This window comes from Caproiciproducens sp. MSJ-32 (genome assembly GCF_018918055.1).
Taxonomy (GTDB): Bacteria; Bacillota; Clostridia; order Clostridiales; family Clostridiaceae; genus Clostridium.
On sequence record NZ_JAHLPS010000073.1, the window covers coordinates 63470 to 87440 of the forward strand.

At 28.2% G+C, this 23971-nt stretch carries 21 protein-coding genes and 1 tRNA gene; 20 read left to right on the forward strand and 2 right to left on the reverse strand.

Annotation, left to right across the window (positions count from 1 at the left end):
- Positions 1-19 precede the first annotated feature (19 nt).
- The 7 genes from selA to KQI16_RS08835 all read left to right on the forward strand — a co-directional run bounded on the left by selA (position 20) and on the right by KQI16_RS08835 (position 6386).
- On the forward strand, positions 20-1447 hold the full coding sequence (selA, locus tag KQI16_RS08805; protein ID WP_216433653.1) for an L-seryl-tRNA(Sec) selenium transferase: 1428 nt from the start codon (positions 20-22) through the stop codon (positions 1445-1447).
- A complete protein-coding gene (gene selB / locus KQI16_RS08810) occupies positions 1448-3370 on the forward strand; it encodes a selenocysteine-specific translation elongation factor (RefSeq protein ID WP_216433655.1) in 1923 nt (640 codons plus the stop codon). It begins immediately after the preceding gene.
- Positions 3371-3386: 16 nt separating this feature from the next.
- A complete protein-coding gene (locus KQI16_RS08815) occupies positions 3387-4112 on the forward strand; it encodes a response regulator transcription factor (RefSeq protein WP_132025796.1) in 726 nt (241 codons plus the stop codon).
- 127 nt (positions 4113-4239) lie between these two features.
- Positions 4240-4336, forward strand: a tRNA-Sec gene (locus tag KQI16_RS08820).
- Between the two features lie 138 nt (positions 4337-4474).
- The gene (locus KQI16_RS08825; RefSeq protein WP_132025798.1) at positions 4475-4678 is read left to right on the forward strand and encodes an alpha/beta-type small acid-soluble spore protein; all 204 of its coding nucleotides are present in this window, start codon (positions 4475-4477) and stop codon (positions 4676-4678) included.
- 127 nt (positions 4679-4805) lie between these two features.
- The gene (locus KQI16_RS08830) at positions 4806-5186 is read left to right on the forward strand and encodes a universal stress protein (protein WP_132025800.1); all 381 of its coding nucleotides are present in this window, start codon (positions 4806-4808) and stop codon (positions 5184-5186) included.
- A gap of 138 nt (positions 5187-5324) precedes the next feature.
- A complete protein-coding gene (locus tag KQI16_RS08835; protein WP_216433657.1) occupies positions 5325-6386 on the forward strand; it encodes a hypothetical protein in 1062 nt (353 codons plus the stop codon).
- Between the two features lie 79 nt (positions 6387-6465).
- Here KQI16_RS08835 and KQI16_RS08840 read toward each other — a convergent pair whose 3' ends face one another.
- Positions 6466-7662 (reverse strand): alanyl-tRNA editing protein, encoded by a 1197-nt coding sequence (locus KQI16_RS08840; protein ID WP_216433659.1) that lies wholly within the window; start codon positions 7660-7662, stop codon positions 6466-6468.
- 256 nt (positions 7663-7918) lie between these two features.
- Here KQI16_RS08840 and KQI16_RS08845 point away from each other — a divergent pair, with 256 nt between their 5' ends.
- On the forward strand, positions 7919-10369 hold the full coding sequence (locus KQI16_RS08845) for a DNA internalization-related competence protein ComEC/Rec2 (RefSeq protein ID WP_286173005.1): 2451 nt from the start codon (positions 7919-7921) through the stop codon (positions 10367-10369).
- Positions 10359-11417 carry a DNA polymerase III subunit delta gene (gene holA, locus KQI16_RS08850; protein ID WP_216433664.1) on the forward strand — a complete coding sequence of 353 codons (1059 nt, stop codon included), beginning with the start codon at positions 10359-10361 and terminating at the stop codon, positions 11415-11417. The genes KQI16_RS08845 and holA overlap by 11 nt, the downstream gene beginning before the upstream one ends.
- 33 nt (positions 11418-11450) lie before the next feature.
- Here holA and rpsT read toward each other — a convergent pair whose 3' ends face one another.
- Positions 11451-11729: a 30S ribosomal protein S20 gene (rpsT, locus tag KQI16_RS08855; RefSeq protein WP_216433666.1), complete on the reverse strand. Its 279-nt coding sequence runs from the start codon at positions 11727-11729 to the stop codon at positions 11451-11453.
- A gap of 138 nt (positions 11730-11867) precedes the next feature.
- Between rpsT and gpr the strand changes: the two genes are divergently transcribed.
- The 11 genes from gpr to prmA all read left to right on the forward strand — a co-directional run bounded on the left by gpr (position 11868) and on the right by prmA (position 23971).
- The gene (gpr, locus tag KQI16_RS08860) at positions 11868-12839 is read left to right on the forward strand and encodes a GPR endopeptidase (RefSeq protein WP_216433668.1); all 972 of its coding nucleotides are present in this window, start codon (positions 11868-11870) and stop codon (positions 12837-12839) included.
- 86 nt (positions 12840-12925) lie between these two features.
- Positions 12926-14098 carry a stage II sporulation protein P gene (gene spoIIP / locus KQI16_RS08865; protein WP_216433670.1) on the forward strand — a complete coding sequence of 391 codons (1173 nt, stop codon included), beginning with the start codon at positions 12926-12928 and terminating at the stop codon, positions 14096-14098.
- A gap of 66 nt (positions 14099-14164) precedes the next feature.
- Complete coding sequence (gene lepB / locus KQI16_RS08870; protein ID WP_132025816.1) at positions 14165-14713, forward strand: signal peptidase I; 549 nt, start codon at positions 14165-14167, stop codon at positions 14711-14713.
- Positions 14714-14739: 26 nt separating this feature from the next.
- Positions 14740-14988 (forward strand): hypothetical protein, encoded by a 249-nt coding sequence (locus KQI16_RS08875; protein WP_216433672.1) that lies wholly within the window; start codon positions 14740-14742, stop codon positions 14986-14988.
- Positions 14989-15082: 94 nt separating this feature from the next.
- A complete protein-coding gene (gene lepA, locus KQI16_RS08880) occupies positions 15083-16894 on the forward strand; it encodes a translation elongation factor 4 (protein ID WP_216433674.1) in 1812 nt (603 codons plus the stop codon).
- A 49-nt stretch (positions 16895-16943) separates the two neighbouring features.
- Positions 16944-18080 (forward strand): radical SAM family heme chaperone HemW, encoded by a 1137-nt coding sequence (hemW, locus tag KQI16_RS08885; RefSeq protein WP_216433676.1) that lies wholly within the window; start codon positions 16944-16946, stop codon positions 18078-18080.
- 120 nt (positions 18081-18200) lie between these two features.
- The gene (gene hrcA / locus KQI16_RS08890; RefSeq protein ID WP_286173006.1) at positions 18201-19244 is read left to right on the forward strand and encodes a heat-inducible transcriptional repressor HrcA; all 1044 of its coding nucleotides are present in this window, start codon (positions 18201-18203) and stop codon (positions 19242-19244) included.
- Positions 19245-19299: 55 nt separating this feature from the next.
- Positions 19300-19860, forward strand: a complete 561-nt coding sequence (gene grpE / locus KQI16_RS08895; protein WP_132025827.1) for a nucleotide exchange factor GrpE — start codon at positions 19300-19302, stop codon at positions 19858-19860.
- A 20-nt stretch (positions 19861-19880) separates the two neighbouring features.
- A complete protein-coding gene (gene dnaK, locus KQI16_RS08900) occupies positions 19881-21716 on the forward strand; it encodes a molecular chaperone DnaK (RefSeq protein WP_132025829.1) in 1836 nt (611 codons plus the stop codon).
- A gap of 82 nt (positions 21717-21798) precedes the next feature.
- Positions 21799-22926, forward strand: coding sequence for a molecular chaperone DnaJ (gene dnaJ / locus KQI16_RS08905; protein ID WP_216433678.1), 1128 nt, complete (start codon positions 21799-21801; stop codon positions 22924-22926).
- 97 nt (positions 22927-23023) lie between these two features.
- Positions 23024-23971: a 50S ribosomal protein L11 methyltransferase gene (prmA, locus tag KQI16_RS08910; protein WP_132025833.1), complete on the forward strand. Its 948-nt coding sequence runs from the start codon at positions 23024-23026 to the stop codon at positions 23969-23971.

A 23971-nucleotide genomic window follows, 5' to 3' on the forward strand; every position in this document is an offset into this window, starting at 1 on the left:
ATATAAGGAGAAGGGTTATATGAAAGGAAATAAAAATTTATATAGATTAATTCCAAAAGTTGATGATCTATTAGAAAATGAAGATATTAACAAATTATTAGATCTTATGCCAAGAAAGTTAGTAGTAGATTCAATAAGAGAAGAAATAGATTTAATAAGGGAGGATATAAAAAATAAAGTATTAGATGAAGATAATATAAAAGAGAGGATAAAACTATTACCTAAACTAATTAAAACAAGGGCTAATAGGAAAAATTCCTATAGATTGAAAAGAGTGATAAATGGGACTGGAGTGGTAATTCATACCAATATTGGCCGTTCTTTAATTCATAAAGATGTTATGGATAATGTAGTTGAAATTGCAACTAATTATTCAAATTTAGAATATGATTTAGAAAAAGGAACTAGAGGTTCTAGATATAGCCATTTAGAGGATATATTAATAGAGATTACAGGTGGAGAAGCAGCTATGGTTGTTAATAATAATGCTGCTGCAGTATTGTTAGTGTTAAGTACTTTAGCTAAGAATAAAGAGGTTATAGTATCTAGAGGTGAGTTAATAGAAATAGGAGGTTCTTTTAGAATTCCTGATGTAATGGAACAAAGTGGAGCTATTTTGGTATCAGTAGGAACGACCAATAAGACTCATCTTTGGGACTATGAAAATGCTATTAATGAAGAAACTGCAGCATTATTAAAAGTACACACAAGTAACTATAGAATATTAGGTTTTACCTCTTCTGTATCGGCAGAAGAATTATATAAATTAAAACAAAAATATAATATACCTTTAATAGAAGATTTAGGCAGTGGTGTGTTAATTGATTTATCAAAGTATGGATTGGAACATGAACCTACTGTACAAGATTCTATAAAAAGTGGAGTGGATGTAGTTACATTTAGTGGAGATAAATTATTGGGAGGACCTCAAGCAGGGATTATTATAGGTAAAAAGAAATATATTGAAGCCATGAAAAAGAACCCACTAACAAGAGCATTTAGAGTAGATAAATTTACAATATCTGCCTTAGAAGCTACCTTGAGACTTTATTTAGATGAAGAAAATGTTATCGAGAAGATACCTACTTTGAATATGTTAACCATGGGAATGGATGAATTAGAAAATAAAGCAAATATGCTGTATAATTTACTTAAAGCAAAAATTAAACATGATGATTTAATAATAGATATAGTGAACAGTTATTCTGAAGTAGGTGGAGGGTCTTTACCATTAGAAAGAATTCCTACAAAATGTATTAGTTTAAAATTTAAAAATTCAAATATAACTAAATTTGAAAAGTATTTAAGGGAATTACAAGTTCCTATAATAACTAGAGTATATAAAGATACAATATTCATTGATTTAAGAACAGTAAAAGAAGAAGAGTTTTTCATAGTGGTTGATGGCATATATGATGCTTTAAAGGAACTAGGAGGAGTTGGGTAGATGAAACATGTTATAATTGGAACAGCTGGGCATATTGATCATGGGAAGACTACTTTAATAAGAGCTCTAACTGGTAGAAATACCGACAGATTAAAAGAAGAGCAAAAGAGAGGAATTTCTATAGATTTAGGATTTACTTATTTTGATTTGCCCAGTGGTAAAAGAGCAGGCATAATAGACGTACCTGGGCATGAAAAGTTTATAAAAAACATGCTCGCTGGAGTTGTAGGAATTGATATAGTTTTATTGGTGGTGGCAGCTGATGAAGGAGTTATGCCACAAACTAGTGAACATTTAGCAATACTAGATCTTATTGGAGTAGAAAAGGGATTTGTAGTAATTACAAAATCAGATTTAGTAGAAGAAGAATGGTTAGAATTAGTTAAAGATGATATAAAAGATGAACTAAAAGGTACTTTTTTAGAAGGAGCACCTATTATACCAGTATCTTCTACTAAAGGTATTGGTTTAGAGGATGTTAAGGCGTTAATAGATAAATTGGCATTAGAATTAGAAGACAGAGAAGTGAATGATATGCCTAGACTTCCTGTAGATAGGGTATTTTCTATACCAGGTTTTGGGACTATAGTAACAGGTACTTTACTTTCAGGTAAATTTCATATTGGAGAAGAAATTCAAGTTTTCCCAGGAAATAGAATTGGTAGGATACGTTCTATGCAGGTTCATGATGAGGATACCGATGTAGCTTATGCAGGGCAGAGAGTAGCTATTAACATTGCAGGACTTAAAAAGGAGCAGATAAGTAGAGGAGATGTAGTAGCTCCTATAAATTCGATGAAAGAAACTTCTTTATTAGATGTTAAAGTTAAATTGATTGAAGGAATAGATCGTTCAATAGAAAATAGAACTCGTCTTCGTCTTTATATAGGAGCTAGAGAAGTTTTGTGTAGAATTGTTTTATTGGATAGAGATATATTAAATCCAGGTGAAGAGACTTATGCTCAATTAATACTGGAAGAGGAAATAGTAGCCAAAAGAGGAGATAGATTTATATTAAGATTTTACTCTCCAATGTTTACTATTGGAGGAGGGCAAGTATTAGAACCTAATCCGAATAAAAAGAAGAGATTTGATGAGAAGGTATTGGAAGAATTAAGAATAAAGGAAGAAGGGGAACCTGTAGATATTATAGAAAAAATAATACTAGATAAAAGCTCTTCTTTTCCTACTTTAAAAGAAATATCAATTTATACTGCTATGTTAGAAAATAAAATAAAAGAAGAAATAGAAAAGTTAATTCAAGAAAATAAAATTATACAATTTAGTTTAACTAAAGATTTGCATTTTATTCATATACAATATTTCAATCAATTAAAAGATAATATAATAGAAGAGCTTAGAGAGTTTCATAAAAAGCACCCTCTTAGGATAGGTATGCCTAAAGAGGAAATAAGAAGTAAGTTTTTAAATAATGTAAAACCAAAAATAGGAGATAGATTTATTGATTTGTTGATAGAGAAGGGCTATATAGAGCAACATAAAGAAAATATATGCATAAAAGGATTTAAAATAGAATACAGTCCTTCTCAGTTAAAGATAAAAGAAGAAATAATAGAAAATTATGTAATGAATAAATTTTTACCTCCTAAGCGAGAAGAATTGTATGAGAAAATTCAGGGAGAAAAAGAGGAAATAGAGCAGGTTTTAAATTCTCTTATAAATGAAGGGGAAATTGTTAAATTAAATGAAGAAATATTGGTGCATAAATTTGCTTATGCTGAAGCTTTAAAAATATTAAAAAAACATATAGAAAAAAATGGTTCTATTACTGTTGCAGAATATAGGGATGAATTAAATACGAATAGAAAAGTTGCTTTAAGTCTTCTAGAATATTTTGACCAGATAAAGATAACAAAAAGGGAAGGGAACAGAAGATTTTTTTCTAGAATTATAAATTCCTAATTTTGGAGTGATATTCATGGGCATGAAAATAATGGTTGTTGACAGGGATAAGTCTCTTATAAAAGCTTTAAAATATAGTTTAGAAAAAGATAATTATCAAGTAGATTCTGCCTTTACAATAAAAAAAGCAATAGAAAAAGTAAAAAGGAGAGATTATGAATTAATAATTTTGGAAATATTATTACCTGATGGGAATGGATTAAATTTATGCCAAACTATCAGGAAACAATCTCAAGTACCAATAATAGTGTTAACAGAAAAAAAGGAAGATATATCTAAGATATTAGCTTTAGAATACGGTGCAGACGATTATGTTACCAAGCCATTTAATATATTGGAATTAAAAGCAAGAATTAAGGCAATATTAAGAAGGGTAAATGTGGTAATTCCTCAAGTTGATAATCAAAGTATTAAGATAGATGATTTTGTCATAAATGCTTTAGGTAGGAAATTAACTGTAAATGGAGAAGATATAATTTTAACAGGCAAAGAGTTTGATTTGTTTTATATACTTGTGTCTAATCCTGGTAAAGTATTTACAAGAGAAGAACTATTGGAAAATATTTGGGGGTGTGAATATTTTGGAGATCTAAGGACTGTAGACGTACACATTAGAAGACTTAGAGAAAAAATAGAAAAGGATCCAGCCGATACTAAGTATATTCATACCAAGTGGGGAGCTGGGTATTATTTTGAAAATAAAAAAGATAATCTTAATAGGGAATTAAAAGATGAGGATTAAATTGATTTATTAATGGTAGCAAAAAGTAAGAAAATTCTATCAAAACTAACATTATTGACAAGACTTGACATGGAAATAAAAAATGCTATAATGTAGTAGTGTTTAAATATTATAGCATTTTTTATATGGGAGTAGATGGGTGCTGGTGTGCCCTCTGGTCTTCAAAACCAGTACGGGGCGTTAGGAGCGTCCTGGGTGGGTTCGATTCCCACATACTCCCGCCATAGTATATAAGCAGCTTATGCTGCTTTTTTTGTTTTTTATATTTTTTGTTTTCTCCTAAAATTGCCGTGTATTTTAATTATAGATATTAGATAAAATAATATAGAAACAATTTTAATTATATTATTTGAGGTGATTATATGAGTAGAATAGACCCTAATGCTATAAAAGCATTAAAAGAAATGAAATTAGAAATTGCACAGGAATTGGGTATATCTGAAGATTTTACGAATAAAGATAATATTAGTTCAGCTACTAATATATTTGCTGCTGGTCCTGTTGGAGGTTTAATGACTAGAAGATTGATAGAAATTGGAGAAAAACAATTGATAGATGAAGAATAGGATAGGGTTCCTATCCTATTTTCTTTTAAATAATTATAAAAAAACATATAAAAAAATAAAGCTTAATGATTTTTTATATTTCATGATATAATAAAATAGGTGTTACTCTTTAAAAGGGGGTTTTCATATGAATAAGACTAATATAATGGTATGTGTGACTCAGCAAAAGACTTGCGAAAGGCTTATTTTAAATGGTTATAAATTAGCTGAAGCAACAAAAGGTAAATTATATGTGATACATGTAGTAAATGAAAAGGATAAGTTTTTAAATAATGTAGATGATGGAGAAGCTTTAGAATATTTATTTAGAGTATCAAAAAAAGCAGGAGCTGATTTAACTGTGCTTAGATCAAAGGATGTGATACAAGCAATAATTAATTTTGCTAAAGATAACAACATTACTCATATGATTCTAGGAACTACTCCCAAAGAAAATAATTCTAAAGAATCAAATTTTGCATTAAAATTGCAGGAAAGTTTACCAAATGTGGAATTTATTATAATATAATTGTATATGAGCGTTAGTATCATTTATTTCAATTTGCTAATATTATTATAATTATTATAGTGCAAAGAATTCTATTTTATGCACATAATAAAACTAAAGGAATAAATTAATAATATATGTTTATTTAGGAGGTTTCATATGACAAAAGTTCGTAGAATGTTTCCAGGAGGTAATACTGCAGAGGGCTTTTACTCTTTTCATAATAATATAATTGGTAATAACAGAAATATGTTATATATATTAAAAGGTATGCCTGGTGGAGGTAAATCATCTCTTATGAAAGAAATAGGTAAGCAAGCTTTAAAAGAAGGTTATACGGTAGAGTATCATCATTGTCCATCAGATCCTAATTCTGTAGATGGTATAGTTATTGATGAATTTAAAGTAGCCATAGTAGATGGGACATTTCCCCATGTAATAGACCCTGTGTATCCAGGCTTAAAAGATAAATTAATAAACTTAGGTATTTTTATAGATTCAGATAAATTGAAAGAAAATGAACAACAAATTATAGATGCAAAGTTAAATAATAAAATTGCTTATAGAAAAGCATTTAGTTATTTTAAAGCAGCAAAATGTATTTATAAAGAAATAGAGGAGACCAACAAAATAGGAGTAGATTTTAAAAAGGTAAACAAATTAACTAAAACATTAATAGATGAAATTTTTTCTAGAGAAGCAAATATGGATTTTACATTTTTTAAAAAAAGGCATATGTTTTCTAATGCTAATACGCCAGACGGTTTCATAGATTATACTTCGACAATATTAAAAGGAGTTTCAAATATTTATTATATAGAAGGAGAAATAGGTACAGGAAAATCCACAATGCTAAGTAGAATTATGGAAGAAGCTGTAGTCAGAGGGTACTCTATGGAGATATACCATGATGCTACTATTCCTGATAAAATTGAATCGGTATTTATTAAGGATATAGATGTGTTTGTAACTTCAAATAGTCAATGTAAAGAAATTTCTCATAATAAAATAGATTTAAGTCAATATTTTGATGAAAGTGTAAAAGATGAAAAAGATTATAAAACATACGATTTATTGATTGGAAAAGCCATTTCAAAACTTTTAACTGCTAAAAAAAATCACGAGATATTAGAGAAATGCTATAGTTTAGCTATAGATTTTGAAGGAATAAATAAAGTTAAAGATAATGTATTAAAAGAAATATTCACAGTTTATATTTAAAAAATGTTATTTTAATAGTATGGGAAAGATTCAAAGGTTTATAAGTAAAAATCTTTCTCATACTTTAGGATAATAAATTTTATAATAAATTTATTATTTTTTCATAAAATTTTTCAAGTACAGAATCAAGTTCTTCTTGATTACAAGTTCCTTGAACTGTTTGAGGACTTCCTCCTCCTTTTATATTTATATTTTGTGCTATTTCATTATGAATATTTTTCATATTGACATTTATATTGGAACTACGACTAATTATATAATTTGCATTGTTTTTATTATTTAGTCCAAGTATCAATATATTGTTTTTTAATGTATTTATATGGAATACTATACTATTTATTTCCTTTGGTTCTATATTTTCAAATTTATGACATATAAAGTTTACGCCTTTTATTAAACGAGCTTTTTTAAGCAATTCTTGTGCTTTATATTTATATAGTTCTTCTCTAAGTGCTCTATTTTCTTTTTCTAAAACTTCTTTTTGAGAATATAATTTTTTTACTCTATCGTATACATTTTTATCTTTAGTAGACAATAGATTGCTTATATTTCTAATATAATTACTTTTCCAAGAGTAATCTATCAATGCTCTATTACCGCATACAAATTCTACTCGAATGTTTCCCTTATAATTTTCAACCTTTCGAATTTTTATTATTCCTATTTCTCCAGTATTTCTAACATGGGTTCCACAGCAAGGTGAAAAATCAATACCATCTATTTCAACTATACGAATATTAGAATTAACAATAGGTTCTTTTCTTACAGGAATTTTTTCCATATCTTTTTTTTCAACAATATATGATTTTATTTGAAAGTTAGAAAATATTATTTTGTTAGCAAATTCCTCTATTTTTTCTATATGGATTTTATTGATATTGGGTATATTTACATCTATATATACATATTCTTTACCTATATAAAATCCTACTGTTTCTCCATTATATAACTTATAAAATGCCGCTGATAATAGATGTTGTCCAGAATGTTGTTGTATATAATCAAATCTGTTTTCCCAATCTATAGATAATTGCACTTTATCACTATGTATATTATCCTTAACTACATGGATTATATCATTTCCTTCTTCATAAGTGTCCAATACCTCAATCCCATTAATAGTACCTTTATCGCCAGGTTGTCCTCCTGCTAAATTAGGATAAAATATGGTTCTATTAGTTTTTATGTAATACTTGTTATTTAAGTATTTTTTTTCTACAATTCGTGCATCAATTTGACGTAAATATGGATTTTCCAAATATATTTTTTCCGTCATAGTACACCACCTACCCTTTTTAACCGTTAATACTATTTTAACATTTTTAAAATAAAATCAATAGTTTTTTATTATTATTAGAATTTATTAAACTTATTTCTATATTATGTTATAATTACTTTGTAGGTATATTAGTGATATAAAGGAGGCTAAAATGATTATACGTTTATTAGGTATTATATTTATATTATTAGGTATTGTACTTCTAATAAGATCTTTAAGTAAAATAAATAAAGGATAATAAAGGTGTATTAATATGAAAAGTCCTTTTTTATATTTAAGTTTTTTCTTATTATTGGGAATAATATTTTCTTATTATATAGATATAAATACTATATTTTTATTGATTTTACTATTTATATCTTTATTTATTAATTTTATAGAGAATGAGAAAGGTAAATTTAAATCATTAAATTTATTTTTTTCTATTTTTCTATTGGGAATAATATTGACTAATTTTAAAACTATAGATAGTCAATTGCTTGAGTATAAGGATGCATTAGTAGAAATAACTGGAATAGTTGACGAGATTAAAATTATAGAAGAAAATGAAAGCAGATATATAGTTAAAGCTACTAATATATGTCATGATGGAAATAATAAAAAAGTTTCAGAAAAAATTCAATTAAAAATACTAGGAGAGAAAACATTATCTATTGGAGAGGAATTATTATTTAAAGGTGTACTAAGGGAACCTTTACCTAATACAAATCCCAAGTTATATAATCATAGATTAAAATTGCTTACAGAAGGAATATATACAAATACTACAATTAAAGATTATTCAATTATTCATGTAGATAAAGGAAATTTAAATTTTATCGATAGAATGAAATATAAATTTATAGAAAGTGTAGAAGGAATATTTGATTCATATTTAACGGAAAGAAATAGTTCTTTGATGAAAGCAGTTATATTAGGAAAGAGTTCTTATTTGACTGAGGATAATATAGAGAAATTTAGGCATTTAGGTTTGGCTCACATATTAGCAGTTTCAGGACTACATATAGGATTGATTACTAATATATTGACAGGATTACTTGGATATTTAGGAATAAATAAAAAATTAAATATAGGTATAACTTTGAGTGGAATATGGATGTATGCTTACATTATAGGAGGACCGCCTTCCGTAATAAGGGCTAATATAATGTTTACTATTCTATTTTTATCCAAAGTTTTTTGGCAAGCTTATGAATCAATAAATGCACTTTTTTTTGCACTTTTTATAATGCTAATAATAAACCCCTATTGGGCATTTAGTATTGGATTTCAACTATCATTTATTGCTACATTCTTTATATTGTATTTAACACCAAAAATAAAAATAATTTTTTATCCAAGTGATAATCAATTGATTAAATCTTTGAAATCTATTTTATCTGTTCAAATAGGTTTGTTACCAGTACAAGCGTATTATTTTAATAGGGTGCCTATAATTAGTATAGTAGCTAATTTATTAATAGTTCCTTTGTTTTCTATAGGTTTAATTTTAGGATTATTTTTATTATCTTTTTCTTATTTAATAGAACCTATAGCTCATTTTATTGGAATAGTAATTAATTTTTTGTTAGATATTCAATTTTATATTATAGATATTCTTGAGTGTTTCCCTTATATTGATTTAAAAGTTTCATCCCCATCAATAATGGGAATATTATGCTATTATATTTTGTTATTTATAGGCATGGGTATTATAAAAATATCCAATATAGATAAGAAAATAAGTAAGGTTATTATATTTTATTTATTATTTTTAATATTAGTAAATTTTTTGACTATGTATTTTGATCAAAGTATAGAGATAAGATTTATAGATGTAGGTCAAGGGGATAGCATATTAATAAAAACCCAAGGAGGAAACTATTTAATAGATACAGGAGGAAATTTATTTGGAAATTTTGATGTAGGTGAGAATATTCTTTTCCCATATTTAGAAAAAGAGGGTATATTTAAGTTAAAGGGTGTTTTCATTACTCATTATGATATAGATCATTGCAAAAGTTTACCTTATTTAATGGATAATATGAAAATAGAAAAAATATATATTGGTCATGAAAGATTGGATAATGATTTATATGAAGAAATTAATAATAAAGCTAAAGAAAAAAATATTCCTATTATATTGTTAAAAAGAGGTCATAAATTAAAATTGGATGATAATACTGATATGATAGTGCTTGGTCCTCACGAACAATTATTAAAGACTTCTGAAACTAGCAGTGAAAATGATTTGTCCTTAATTTTAATGCTAAATTACTATGATAAAAATATTTTATTTACAGGTGATATAGAGGATAAAGGAGAACGTATGTTAATAAACAATGCGACCCCTAAAGCATATTTTTTAAAAGTGCCGCATCATGGAAGTAAGACATCATCATCTATGGAGTTTTTAGATAAAGTTTCTCCAGAAGCAGCGTTTATATCTGTTGGTAGAAACAATATGTTTGGGCATCCTCATGAAGAGGTAATTAAGCGATATAACAATAGAAATATTCAACTATATAGAACTGATGAATCAGGGCTTATAACATTAACATTTAATAAAGAAAAATATCAAGTGTATTCTTTTTTAAAAGAAAAATTAAATATTATGTATGCAGTAAAATACTTTTATCCATATATATTTTACATTATTATTTCATATATGCTTATTAAATATTATATAATACTGGAGAAGGAGATGAAAATCATTGAATTATAAAGAATTAATAAGAAAAGCTAAGTCATTAGATTTAAAATCAGTTTATTTATTTTATGGAGAAGAACATTATTTAATTGATCATACATTAAATACTATTAAAGAGATATGCATAGATGAAGCTTTTGAACCTTTAAATTATTTGGTTATGGAAGGTAAAAATTTAAATTTTGAAGCTATTTTAAATGCTTGTGAAACTTTACCTTTTATGTCAGATAAAAAAATTGTTGTTATAAAGGATCATCCATTGTTTAAATCAAATAAGGATGTAGTAATTGGAGATAAAAATATTGAGGATTATAAAAATGAATTAGTTGATTATTTAGATGAATTAGAAGATTATCTATGCTTGATATTTATAGAGAAAACAACCAATATAAGGAAGTCCAATGCGTTGTATAAAAAAATTGCAAAAGTAGGGGACGTTATTGAATTTAAGAAATTAAGAGGGCAAGATTTAAATAATTGGGTAGAAAATAGTTTCAAAAAATATAATAAAAGTATATCAAAATCAGATATAAATTATTTTATTACACATTCTGCATATTTTGATCCCAATCAAGAAAAAAATTTATATGATTTAGAAAATGAAATAATTAAAATATGTAATTATTTAAGGGATGAAGAGAGAGTTAATAGAAAAATATTAGATTTGATAATGACAAAACCATTAGATATGAATGTGTTTAATATATTAAATAGTATAAGTCAAAAAGATGGTAAGAATGCCATAATCTTGTTTAATGAAATGTATATGTCTAATCAACCAGTTTTATTTATATTACATATGATAATTAGACAAATAAGAAATATGTTTAATTATAAAGTGTTAAGAGCTAAGGGTTATACTGATATGGATGCATATGAGAAGATGAAATTATCCAAATATGAATATCAGAAAGTTTCTCAACAGAGTAATAATTTTACCATATCTCAATTGGAAAATGCATTAAAATTTTGTTTACAAGCAGATAGAAATATAAAATTTAGTCTTGTTGAAGATAGATTAGCTTTAGAAATACTAATAGCTAATTTATGCTATAAAATTTAAAGTTAAAAAACTTCGGTGTTTCCGAAGTTTTTATTATACAGCTTTATTTAATTCAGCTTCGTTTAATTTCTTTGTTAATTTACTTAATTTTCTAGAAGCAGCATTTTTATGAATTACATTTTTATGAGCTGCTCTTTTAAGTTTTTTATCTATAATTTTAAGCAGTTCTTTAGCTTCATTAATATTTCCTTCCTCTAAAGCTGTATCAAATTTTTTAATATATGTTTTAATTTCAGATTTTCTACTCTTATTTATAGCTGTTTTTTTCTTAGTAATGCGGATTCTCTTTTCTGCAGATTTAATATTTGCCAATCCTTTCACCTCCCTAATCTTAACAACAGATATTTTACCATGAAGAAGAATAAATTGCAAGGATAAACAAAATTATTATACATAAAATATCAAAAATGAAGAAAAATAATATTAATAAGATATGAGGAGGAGATAAATATGGAGATTAGGACAGATTTAGCTATTGAGAACAGAGAACTGTATAAAGATGAGAAAAATGAAGAAGTGCCAGGAGTAGAAGTAAAAAAAGAGGAAGGACAGGATTATACAGTAACTAAGGTAAATATATTGAATCATGTGGGTGCTAAAATTATGTGTAAGCCCGAAGGATTATATATAACTATAGAAGTACCCAAGCTAAAAAACACAGATCAAGAATTAAGAGATGAAATTTCCCAATTATTAGCTAAAGAAATAAAAGGGATGGGATATAATGATAAACATACTAAAACTTTAATAGTTGGATTGGGTAATTGGAAAGTAACTCCTGACTCATTAGGTCCTAAGGTAATAGATCGAGTTATGGTAACAAGGCAATTTTTTGTTAACTATAATAAAGATGAAGACGAAACTGTAGCTAATGTTTCTGCTCTATCTCCAGGAGTTATGGGACTAACTGGTATAGAAACTGGAGAGATTATAAAGGGTATAGTAGAAAAAACTAAACCAGATTTAGTTGTAGCAGTGGATGCTTTGGCTTCTAGAAAAATGGAAAGAGTAAATACTACTATTCAAATAACTGATACGGGAATAAATCCAGGTAGTGGTCTTGGAAATAGAAGAATAGGTTTAAACAAGGATTATTTAGGAGTACCAGTATTAGCTGTTGGTGTACCTACTGTAGTAGATGCAGCAACGATGATAAGTGATACTATGGATATGATTATAGGTTCTATGAAAGACAAGGCTATTGTAGGAGGAGAGTTTTATTCTTTACTGGATGATATTTCAAGAGAAGAAAAGTATCATCTTATAAAAGAAGTGTTAGAACCTTATATGCCCAATGTAGTAGTTACACCTAAAGAAATAGATTTAATTATAGATGATTTGTCTATAATAATAGCAAATGGACTTAATATTGCACTTCATCATGGAATTGATTTAAAAGATGTAAATAGATATATAAGGTAATAAGATCTTCCCTAAGAAGTATCATATTTTTTATATATTAAGAATATAATCTATGTATTGAACACATAATTTTAGGGAGGATTTTTATGAAACAAGATAACATGAGAAATACTTATATAATATTAGTTTTGCTGTGTTTATTAGTATTTAACATAGGTACAATATTTATAAATATAATTGGCAATGAAGAAGATAAGGCAGAGTATAAGTCAGAACTTGTATTTAATCAATATTTACCTCAAGAAGTAGATAGTTTTTATATAACATTATTTGGGAGAACAAGCTCTATTATTAATTTATATAAGAATAAACAAAATATAAATGAGAGTTGGAAAAAGAATTTAATAAGTAGATTAGATATAAAGGATAGTATAAATAGATTGTTAAAAGCTCAATTTCCTTATGCAATTTCTTTTAAAGAAAACAACTTAGATATAGAAAAAGATAAGGTTAGTGATGATGATGCAGGCGAAAGTCCAACTATAATAGAAGATTTTATAATAATTGATCGCTTAGAGGAATATGAAGATTTCATAATTATAAATGATTCAGAAGGGAATGTAGACATAGAAAATGTACCTAAGCCCATAAATGTAAAACCATTAAAAATTGATAAAGATAAACCTTATATACTTTTATATCATACTCATGGTACAGAATCTTATTACGTAGAAGGAACGAATCAACATCATACAACTGACAGACGGTACAATGTAACTACTATAGGAGAGAAGATGGCACAGACACTAATAGAAAAAGGGCATAAAGTTGAACATGTAACGACATATCATGATATACCTTCTTATAATAAATCTTACTCTAGATCATTAAGTACTATAACAAAAAAGTTAGAAGAAAACAATAATTTAAAGATTTTGTTAGATGTTCATAGAGATGGATATGATTCTAATGATCCTAAAGTTACTAAGAATATGAAAAAATTATCGTCTAAAACTAAAGTTACAATTAATGGAAGAGATGTAGCTACTTTTTATTTTGTAATAGGACCTGATTCACCAAATAAAGAAGAAGTATTAAATTTTGTAAAATATTTTAAAGCAGTATCTGATGCTATGTATCCTGATTTATGTACAGGAATTTTAATAAAACCTAAGGGTAAATATAATCAATTTCTTTCTAATTATTCAGCTTTAATTGAATTGGGAAGCAATTTGAATACTATGGAAGAAGCTGTGGAAACAGCAAAGTTAGTGGCAGAGATATTAAGTGTTGTTATAGATAATATTGAGCAGAAATAACACTTTTTTTTAGTTACAAAAGATGATATAATATCAATAAACTTCTTGGTTAAGGAGAGGATAAATATGGAACAGAACAATAAAAAAGATGTAAAAAATGAAGTTTTAGAATGGGTAAAAAGTATCTTATTAGCTATTATTATAGCTGTATTAATTAAAACCTTTGTATTTAATACTACTTATGTATTGGGAAATTCTATGTATCCTACATTACATGAAAGAGATAGATTATTTGCAAATAAAATACCTTTATATTTTTCGGGACCTAAAAGAGGAGAGATAGTTGTATTAAAAGCTCCAGATGCTTCAAATAAAGATTATATAAAAAGAGTAATTGGGGTTGGAGGAGATACTGTTGCTATAATTGATGGGCAAGTTTATTTAAATGGGGAGTTATTAGAAGAAGATTATATAGAAGAAGGTTCCTATACTCAAGTATATGATGATAATTACTGGGAAGTTCCTGAAGGATATGTATTTGTACTAGGAGATAATAGAGAAGAAGGAGCTAGCAAGGATAGTAGATATTTTGGCTGTGTGCCTGTAGAATCTATAAAAGGGGTAACTTCTTTTAGATATTTTCCCTTTAATGAACGATTTGGAAAAATAGATTAAATTATGTATTAACTAGGGTGGTGTTTGTGGAGACTAGAATAGAAAAACGAAAACGCCAAAAAAAAGAAAAGAGAATAAAGAGATGTAGAGTCATAATTTTATTTTCAACCTTATTATTTCTTTATATGGGGATAAAAATAGTAAATGATAATATAATACATTTAGGATATTTAGATAATCCAACTATATTTAATATGAATATTAAACAAAATCGTTTAGAATTATTTGGGAAAAATTATATTATTGATTTAAAGGTTTTAAAAAAAGAAGATTAAAGACCAGGTTTTACTGGTCTTTTGTTTTACATCTAAGAGTATTTTTGATATAATTATTCTCTAAGGTTATTGAAACTTCTTAAGGAGGAAGAGTATGCAAAATAAAAAACAAAACAATATAAGGAATTTTTCAATAATTGCTCACATAGATCATGGAAAATCTACTCTTGCTGATAGATTAATTGAAAAAACAGGATTATTGACTTCAAGGGAAATGCAAGAGCAAGTACTTGATAGTATGGATTTAGAAAGAGAAAGAGGTATAACTATAAAGCTTAAAAATGTAAGACTTACTTATAAAGTTAAAGATGGAGAAGAATATATATTAAATTTAATAGATACACCAGGACATGTAGACTTTAATTATGAAGTTTCTCGATCATTAGCAGCTTGTGAAGGAGCTTTGTTAGTAGTAGATGCAACACAAGGCATTGAAGCACAGACATTAGCTAATGTATATTTGGCTTTAGAACAGGATTTGGAGATAGTTCCTATAATAAACAAAATAGATTTACCTAGCGCTAGACCAGATGAAGTAAAGAAAGAATTAAAAGAGGTCATTGGTATTGATGCAGAAGATGCACCTTTGGTGTCTGCTAAAGAAGGTTTAAATATAGAACAGGTATTGGAAGAAATAATTAAAAAAATTCCTGCTCCAAAAGGGGATGTGAATGCACCTCTAAAGGCTTTAATATTTGATTCTTACTATGATTCTTATAAAGGAGTAGTTTGCTATATCAGAGTATTTGAAGGATGTATAAAACCAGGTATGGAAATAAAGATGATGTCATCTAATAAAACCTATGAGGTAACAGAAGTGGGAATTACTACTTCAAAACAAATTGCTGTAGATAAGTTAGAAGCAGGGGAAGTAGGTTATGTATTAGCTAGTATAAAAAATGTGAAAGATGCAAGGGTAGGAGATACTATAACAGACAAAAACAATCCAACAGAAATCCCATTGCCAGGATATAAAAAAGTGGTTCCAATGGTTTACTGTGGTATATATCCTGCAGAAGGAGAAGATTTTAACTCCTTAAGAGATGCATTGGAGAAATTACAAGTAAACGATGCTAGTTTAGTATTTGAGCCAGAGAATTCTGCCGCTTTAGGTTTTGGATTTAGATGTGGATTTTTAGGACTTCTTCATATGGAAATAGTACAGGAAAGATTAGAGAGGGAGTTTGATTTAAACATAGTTACTACAGCTCCTAGTGTTATATACAGGGTAAAAAAGAAAGATGGGGAAATATTGTCTATACAAAATCCAACAAATATTCCTGAAGAATCAGAGATAGAATACATGGAGGAACCAATAGTTTCTGCTTCCATAATGACACCAGCAGATTATGTAGGAACTGTGATGGAGCTTTGCCAAAATCGTCGAGGTGTATTTAAAAATATGGAATATTTAGAAGAAAACAGGGTCATATTGTATTATGATATGCCTTTAAATGAAGTAATATATGATTTTTTTGATGCATTAAAATCAAGAACTAAAGGTTTTGCATCTCTCGATTATGAATTAAAGGGTTATCAACAATCAGACCTAGTTAAGCTTGATATATTGATAAATGGAGAGTTGGTAGACGCTCTTTCTATTATTGTTCATAAAGATAAAGCTTATGAGAGGGGCAGAACTATTGCTGAAAGGTTAAAAGAAGAAATACCTCGTCATCAATTTGCAATACCTATACAAGCTGCTGTAGGTTCTAAAATAATAGCAAGAGAAACTGTAAAAGCTCTTAGAAAAGATGTATTAGCAAAATGTTATGGTGGAGATGTTACAAGGAAGAAAAAATTATTAGAAAAGCAAAAAGAAGGCAAGAAGCGAATGAGACAAATAGGTGCAGTGGAAATTCCACAAGAAGCTTTTTTAGCTGTATTAAAATATGATGAAAAGTAATGCACACTTAAGTGTGCATTAAGTTTATAAATTGATAGGAGGCTTTTAGTTGAAACAAATAGGCATCTATATTCATATTCCCTTTTGTATTAGCAAATGTTATTATTGTGATTTTATTTCATATACTAAATCTAATGAAGAGGTAACTAAGTATATAGATTTTCTTCTAATGGAGATGGAATTGTATAAGGATATTTTAAAAAATTATAATATAAAGACTCTATTTATAGGTGGCGGTACCCCTTCTTGCATTGATGAAAGGTATATATTTAAAATATTAGACTATATATACAAAAATTATAATGCTTCAAATATAGAAGAGATTACAATAGAAGCCAATCCTGGTACGTTAAATAAGCCAAAATTAAAAAGTTATAAATCAATGGGTATAAATAGAATAAGTTTAGGAGTACAGTCGTTAGACGATAGGTTGTTGAAAAAAATTGGAAGAATTCATACTGCAATGGATTTTTATAAAAATTATAAACTTATTAGGGATTTAGGATTTAATAATATAAATGTGGACTTAATATTTGGTTTGCCTGACCAAACCATTTATCAATGTGAAAAAACTTTAAAGGATATGATAAAATTAGGAGTAGAGCATATATCTTATTATAGTCTTATACTTGAAGATGACACTTTATTAAAAAAGTGGTATGAAGATGGTAAAATAAATATGCCTTCTGAGGATAAAGAACGATGCATGTATCATAGAGGTATAGAATTATTAAGGGACAATGGTTATGAGCATTATGAAATATCTAATTTTTCTAAAAAAGGATATAGGTGCAAACATAATTTAATCTATTGGCGGTTAATGCCTTATATTGGATTAGGATTAGCAGCCCATTCTAATTTATATGGAAAGAGATTTTGGAATTATGATAATTTTAAAAATTACTATAAACAACTTAAAAATCACAAATTTCCTATAGAAGGAGAAGAAACAATTAGTAGAGATATGGAAATTTTTGAATATTTAATGATGGGTCTTAGATTAACGGATGGTATAGATAAAAATGAATTTTATCAGCGATTTAATATATCAGTAGATGAAATATATGGAAATGTATTTAAAAAGCATGAAAAAGGAGGATTAATATACATGGATGATAGATTTATAAGGTTTACTTCGTTAGGATTAGACCTGTCAAATATAGTGTACGTGGATTTATTGCCTTAAATTTTCTAAAAGGGTATTGACAAAATTAAGGAATAATGATAATTTAAAATTAGCACTCAGGCTTAAAGAGTGCTAATAAGTATTTGAAACATAAAACTGAGGTGATAATGAGGTGGTATTATGTTGGATGATAGAAAGATAAAAGTACTTCATGCCATAATAAATAGTTATATAGCCAGTGCAGAGCCTATTGGTTCAAGAACTATATCTAAGAAGTATAATTTTGGGGTTAGTTCGGCAACTATAAGAAACGAAATGTCAGATTTAGAGGATTTAGGATATTTAAGTAAACCTCATACATCAGCTGGCAGGGTACCTTCAGATAAGGCATATAGATTATATGTAAATCAACTTTTAAAAACGGAAAAGCTTACAATAGATACAAAAAAGAAAGAACAAATAAAAAAAGCTTTAATTAGTGAGGCTGATGAGATAGATGAATTAATTCAAAACTCTGCTAAAATATTATCTGCAATTACTAATTATACTGCATTAGCTTTATCACCTCAATTAAAGAAAAGTAAATTGAAACATATACAGTTAATACCTATAGATGATTCAGAAGCATTGTTGGTATTAGTAAATGATTCAGGGATTGTAAAAAATACTATATTTAAGTTAGATAGAAAAATCAATGATGACCAATTAACTATAATATCTAATTTTTTAAATAATAAATTAAAAGGGCTCACTATAGAGGATATTGGGAAAGAAATAGACAATAATGTATTTAAGGAGATGTATGAGTATAAGGAAATTATAGATAACATAATTCATATAATCAATAAAACTCTTAATGACACAGACAATGTAGAATTATATGCTGATGGAGTCAATAAAATATTTGATTTTCCTGAATATAAGGATTTAGACAAAGCAAAATCTTTCATATCTTTTATTGAAGATAAAGAGTTATTAGCAGATATACTGTTAAATAGCACGAATGAAGATGAAATAGAAATCACTATAGGAAATGAAAATATATATGATCCAATAAAAGAATGTAGCTTAATAACTACTACCTATAAATTAGGAGGAGTAACTATTGGAAAGATAGGTGTTATAGGACCTACTAGAATGAATTATCCTATGGTAATAAACACTCTAAAATTATTTTCAGTTAATTTAACAGAAGTATTAGAATTATTATTAAAAAAACAATAGAAAATTTAGAGTGTTACTCTAGATATAAAATAAAAGGTGCAAAAGGGGTGATGAAATGGAAAAGAAAGAAGATACTATAAAGGAGGATGTTTTAGATAAGGATAAACAGGATCAAGAAAAAGAAGAAAAAGAGGAATTAAAAGTTGATGAAAAAGATAAAGATTTAGAATCTCAATTAATTGAAAAAGATGAAAAAATTGAAGAGTTAACAGATCAATTGTTAAGATTGCAAGCAGATTTCATAAATTATAAAAATAGAGTTAAAAAAGATAAAGAAAAAACATATACTTATGCTATAGAGGATTTAATTAATCAATTATTACCTATATTGGATAATTTTGAAAGAGCTCTTGATAGCGTGGAGGAAGATAAAAAAGAGGATAGTTTTTATCAAGGTGTGAAGATGATATATGAACAATTTCTCAGAGTTCTTGAGGAAAATGGAGTAAGCGAAATTGAATGTGAAGGCAAAGTATTTGACCCTAACCTTCATCATGCTGTATTTGTGGAAGAAGTAGAAGATGAAGAAGAGGGAATTGTATTAGATGTATTGCAAAAGGGATATACGTTAGATGGAAAAGTAATTAGACCAAGTATGGTTAAAGTGTCTAAATAACATTTTAAGGAGGGATTTGTATGGGAAAAATAATTGGTATTGATTTAGGAACTACTAACTCATGTATGGCTGTAATAGAAGGTGGAGAGCCTGTTATAATTCCAAATGCAGAAGGAAATAGAACTACACCATCAGTAGTTGCTTTTACAAAAGATGGTGAAAGATTAGTAGGTGAAACAGCTAAAAGGCAAGCAATAACTAATCCTGATAGAACTATTATGTCAATTAAAAGAGAAATGGGTAAGGATTGGAAGAAAGTTATAGATGGGAAAGAGTATACCCCACAGGATATCTCAGCAATGATTTTGCAAAAGCTTAAAACTGATGCAGAAGCTTATTTAGGTGAAACTATAACTGATGCAGTAATAACTGTTCCAGCTTATTTTACAGATAGTCAGAGACAAGCAACAAAAGATGCAGGAAAAATAGCAGGATTAAATGTACGAAGGATAATCAACGAGCCAACAGCAGCAGCACTTGCATATGGATTAGATAAAGAAATAGATCAGCGTAAAATTATGGTATATGATTTAGGTGGAGGTACATTTGATGTTTCCATTTTGGAATTAGGAGATGGAGTAATAGAAGTATTGGCAACTAGAGGTAATAATCGTCTAGGTGGAGATGATTTTGATCAAGCTTTAATTGATTATATAGCTGAAGAATTTAAGAAGGAACATGGAGTAGATTTAAGAAAGGATAGTATGTCTTTACAGAGATTAAAAGAAGCAGCAGAAAAAGCTAAAAAAGAGCTGTCTTCTACAATGTCTACTAATATAAATTTACCATTTATAACTGCTACAGATTCAGGACCATTGCATTTAAATATGGATATTACCAGAGCTAAGTTTGAAGAATTAACAGCTCATTTAGTGGAAAAAACTATGGACCCAGTAAAAGAAGCCCTAAAAGACGCAGACCTTAAGCCTAGTGATATTGATAATGTAATATTGGTAGGAGGTTCAACTAGAATACCTGCAGTACAAGAAGCAGTAAAAAGATTAACAGGTAAAGAACCACAAAAAGATATTAATCCTGATGAGTGTGTTGCTATTGGTGCAGCTATTCAAGGTGGAGTATTAAGTGGAGAGGTAAAAGATGTATTGTTGCTAGATGTAACTCCTTTATCTCTTGGTATAGAGACTTTAGGTGGTGTAACTACAAAAATAATTGAAAGGAACACTACTATACCTACTAGGAAATCACAAATATTTACTACAGCAGCTGATAATCAAACTTCTGTAGATATTCATGTGGTTCAAGGGGAAAGAGAAATGGCACGTGACAACACTACTTTAGGTAGATTCCAGTTAACAGGTATACCACCAGCTCCAAGAGGAGTGCCTCAAATAGAAGTTACTTTTGATATAGATGCTAATGGTATAGTAAATGTATCTGCTAAGGATTTAGGTACAGGAAAAGAGCAGAAGATTACAATTACTGCTTCAACTAATCTAACTGAAGAAGAGATTGAACAAAAAATAAAAGAAGCGGAAAAATTTGCAGAAGAAGATAGGAAGAGGAGAGAAGAAATTGAAATAAGAAATAATGCAGATTCTATGATATATCAAACTGAGAAAATATTAAAAGATATAGGAGATAAGGTTTCTCAAGAAGAAAAATCCAAAGTGGAATCAAAATTAGAAGAGTTAAAGAAAGCATTAGAGGGCGATGATGTAGAAAAGATAAAGAGAAAGACAGAAGAGCTTACTCAAGAATTTTATAGTATATCTCAGAAGATATACGATCAATCAGGAGCTCAAGGAGGAGCTCAAGGTCCTGGAACAGATAGCTCCTCAGGTGATGATGACGATGTAGTGGATGCTGATTTTGAAGTAGTAGATGATGATGAATAGATTTTAAAAATTCAAAGCTAAATCCCTATTGGATTTAGCTTTGAATTTTGATAAAATTATCTATAGTTATAATTGAAGGCAGGTGTGTAGATTGAAAGATTACTATGAAATACTTGGGGTATCAAGAGACGCTACAGAAAGTGAAATAAAAACTGCATATAGATTTTTAGCGAAAAAATATCATCCAGATTTAAATCCCGGTGACAAAGAAGCTGAACAAAGATTTAAAGAAATAAACGAAGCTTATGAAGTATTAAGCGATTCAGATAAAAGAAGAAGATACGATACATTTGGTCATGCAGGAGTAAATGGTCAAGGAGGATATAGCCAAGATTTTGGTGGGTTTGGAGATATATTTGATGATATATTTGATATATTTAGTGGTGGTTTTACTCAAACTTCATCTAAAAGGAGAGGTCCAGTTAGAGGTGCTGATTTAAGATATAATCTGGATTTAGAATTTATGGAGGCAGTATTTGGAGCAGAAAAAGAAATACAGATAAGAAAAACTGAACAATGCGAAACATGTAGTGGTACAGGTGTAAAGCCAGGAAGCAGTAAAGAAACTTGCAGTAAATGTCACGGAACAGGGGAAGTAAGATATGTCCAACAAAGTCCTTTTGGACGTTTTGTTAGAGTAGCTACATGTGATCAATGTAATGGAACAGGAGAAGTTATTAAAGAAAAATGCACTGTGTGTTCAGGAACTGGAAAAGAAATAAAAAACAAGAAAATAAAAGTAAAGATTCCTGCAGGAGTAGATACAGGGTCAATTATATCTATTCATGGAGAAGGAGAAATGGGAGATAGAGGTGGTCCACCAGGAGATTTATATATATATATAAATGTAAAAGAACATGAATTTTTCAAAAGACAAGGAAATGATATATATTTAACAGTACCTATTTCATTTGTAGACGCAGCTCTTGGTGCAGAAATAGATGTTCCTACACTAGATGGAATGTCTAAATATAATATACCGGAAGGTACTCAAACTGGGACTAGATTTAGATTGAAAAACAAAGGAGTACCTAATGTAAGAGGAGTTGGAAGAGGTGATTTGTATTTTAATGTAGAAGTACAGGTACCTAAAAAATTAAATGAGAAGCAAAAGCAACTCCTAAGGGAATTTGCTAAAGAGAGTGGAGAGCATCATAAAGAAGGAAAAAAAGGATTTTTTGATAAGATGAGGGATGCTTTTGGGAATTGATCAATCACTCGAATTGGAGTGATTGTTTTTTAAGTTATGGTAATTTCATGTTATTTAGGGTATAATATTTTGAGATTCATAAAAAGGATGTGAAGCCATGAAATGGATTGAAGTTCAAATAAAAACCACTACTGAAGCAGAAGAGATGGTTGCAAATATAATGTATGACTTAGGTGTAACAGGATTAGCTATAGAAGATCCTAAGGATATATTAGCATTTCAACAATCGGAGAAAGATTGGGATTTTATAGATCCAAGTCTTATTAAACAGGATTATGAAGAGGTAATAATTAAAGCTTATTTTCCAGAAAGCGAGGATTTAATAGATAAAATAGAGCTTATCAGGGATAGTATTGAAAGAAATATTTATGATAATTTTGATAAACCCTTAGGACAGGTTACTATAACGGAAGTATATGAAAAAGATTGGGCAGAAGGTTGGAAAAAATATTACAAACCAATTAAAATTGGAAATAAAATAGTAATTAAACCTACTTGGGAACAATATCAAAATAAAGAAGGAGAGCTGGTAATTGAACTAGATCCAGGCATGGCCTTTGGAACGGGAGCTCATGAAACTACAATTATGTGCATAGAAATGTTAGAAAAGTATGTAAAAGAAGGACACATAGTGTATGATATAGGAACGGGTAGTGGAATATTAAGTATTGTTTCAGCAAAATTAGGAGCTAAACAAGTAGTAGGAGTAGATTTAGATGAATTAAGCATTAAGGCGTCTAAAGAAAATGTGAAATTAAATGATGTAGATGATATAGTAGATATACGAGCAGGAAATTTGTTAGATGCAGTAGAAGGAAAAGCTGATATTATAGTATCTAATATTATAGCAGAAGTAATTATAGAACTTATAGAATCTTTAAATGATTATTTAAAGAAAACAGGAATATTTATTGCATCAGGAATAATAACTGAAAAAGCAGATATGGTCATTCAAGCACTTGAGAGAAATAGTTATCATATAGTAGAAGAAAAAGTTATGGGAGATTGGGTTTCCATAGTATCTACTAAGGCAGAAGGTGAGTAA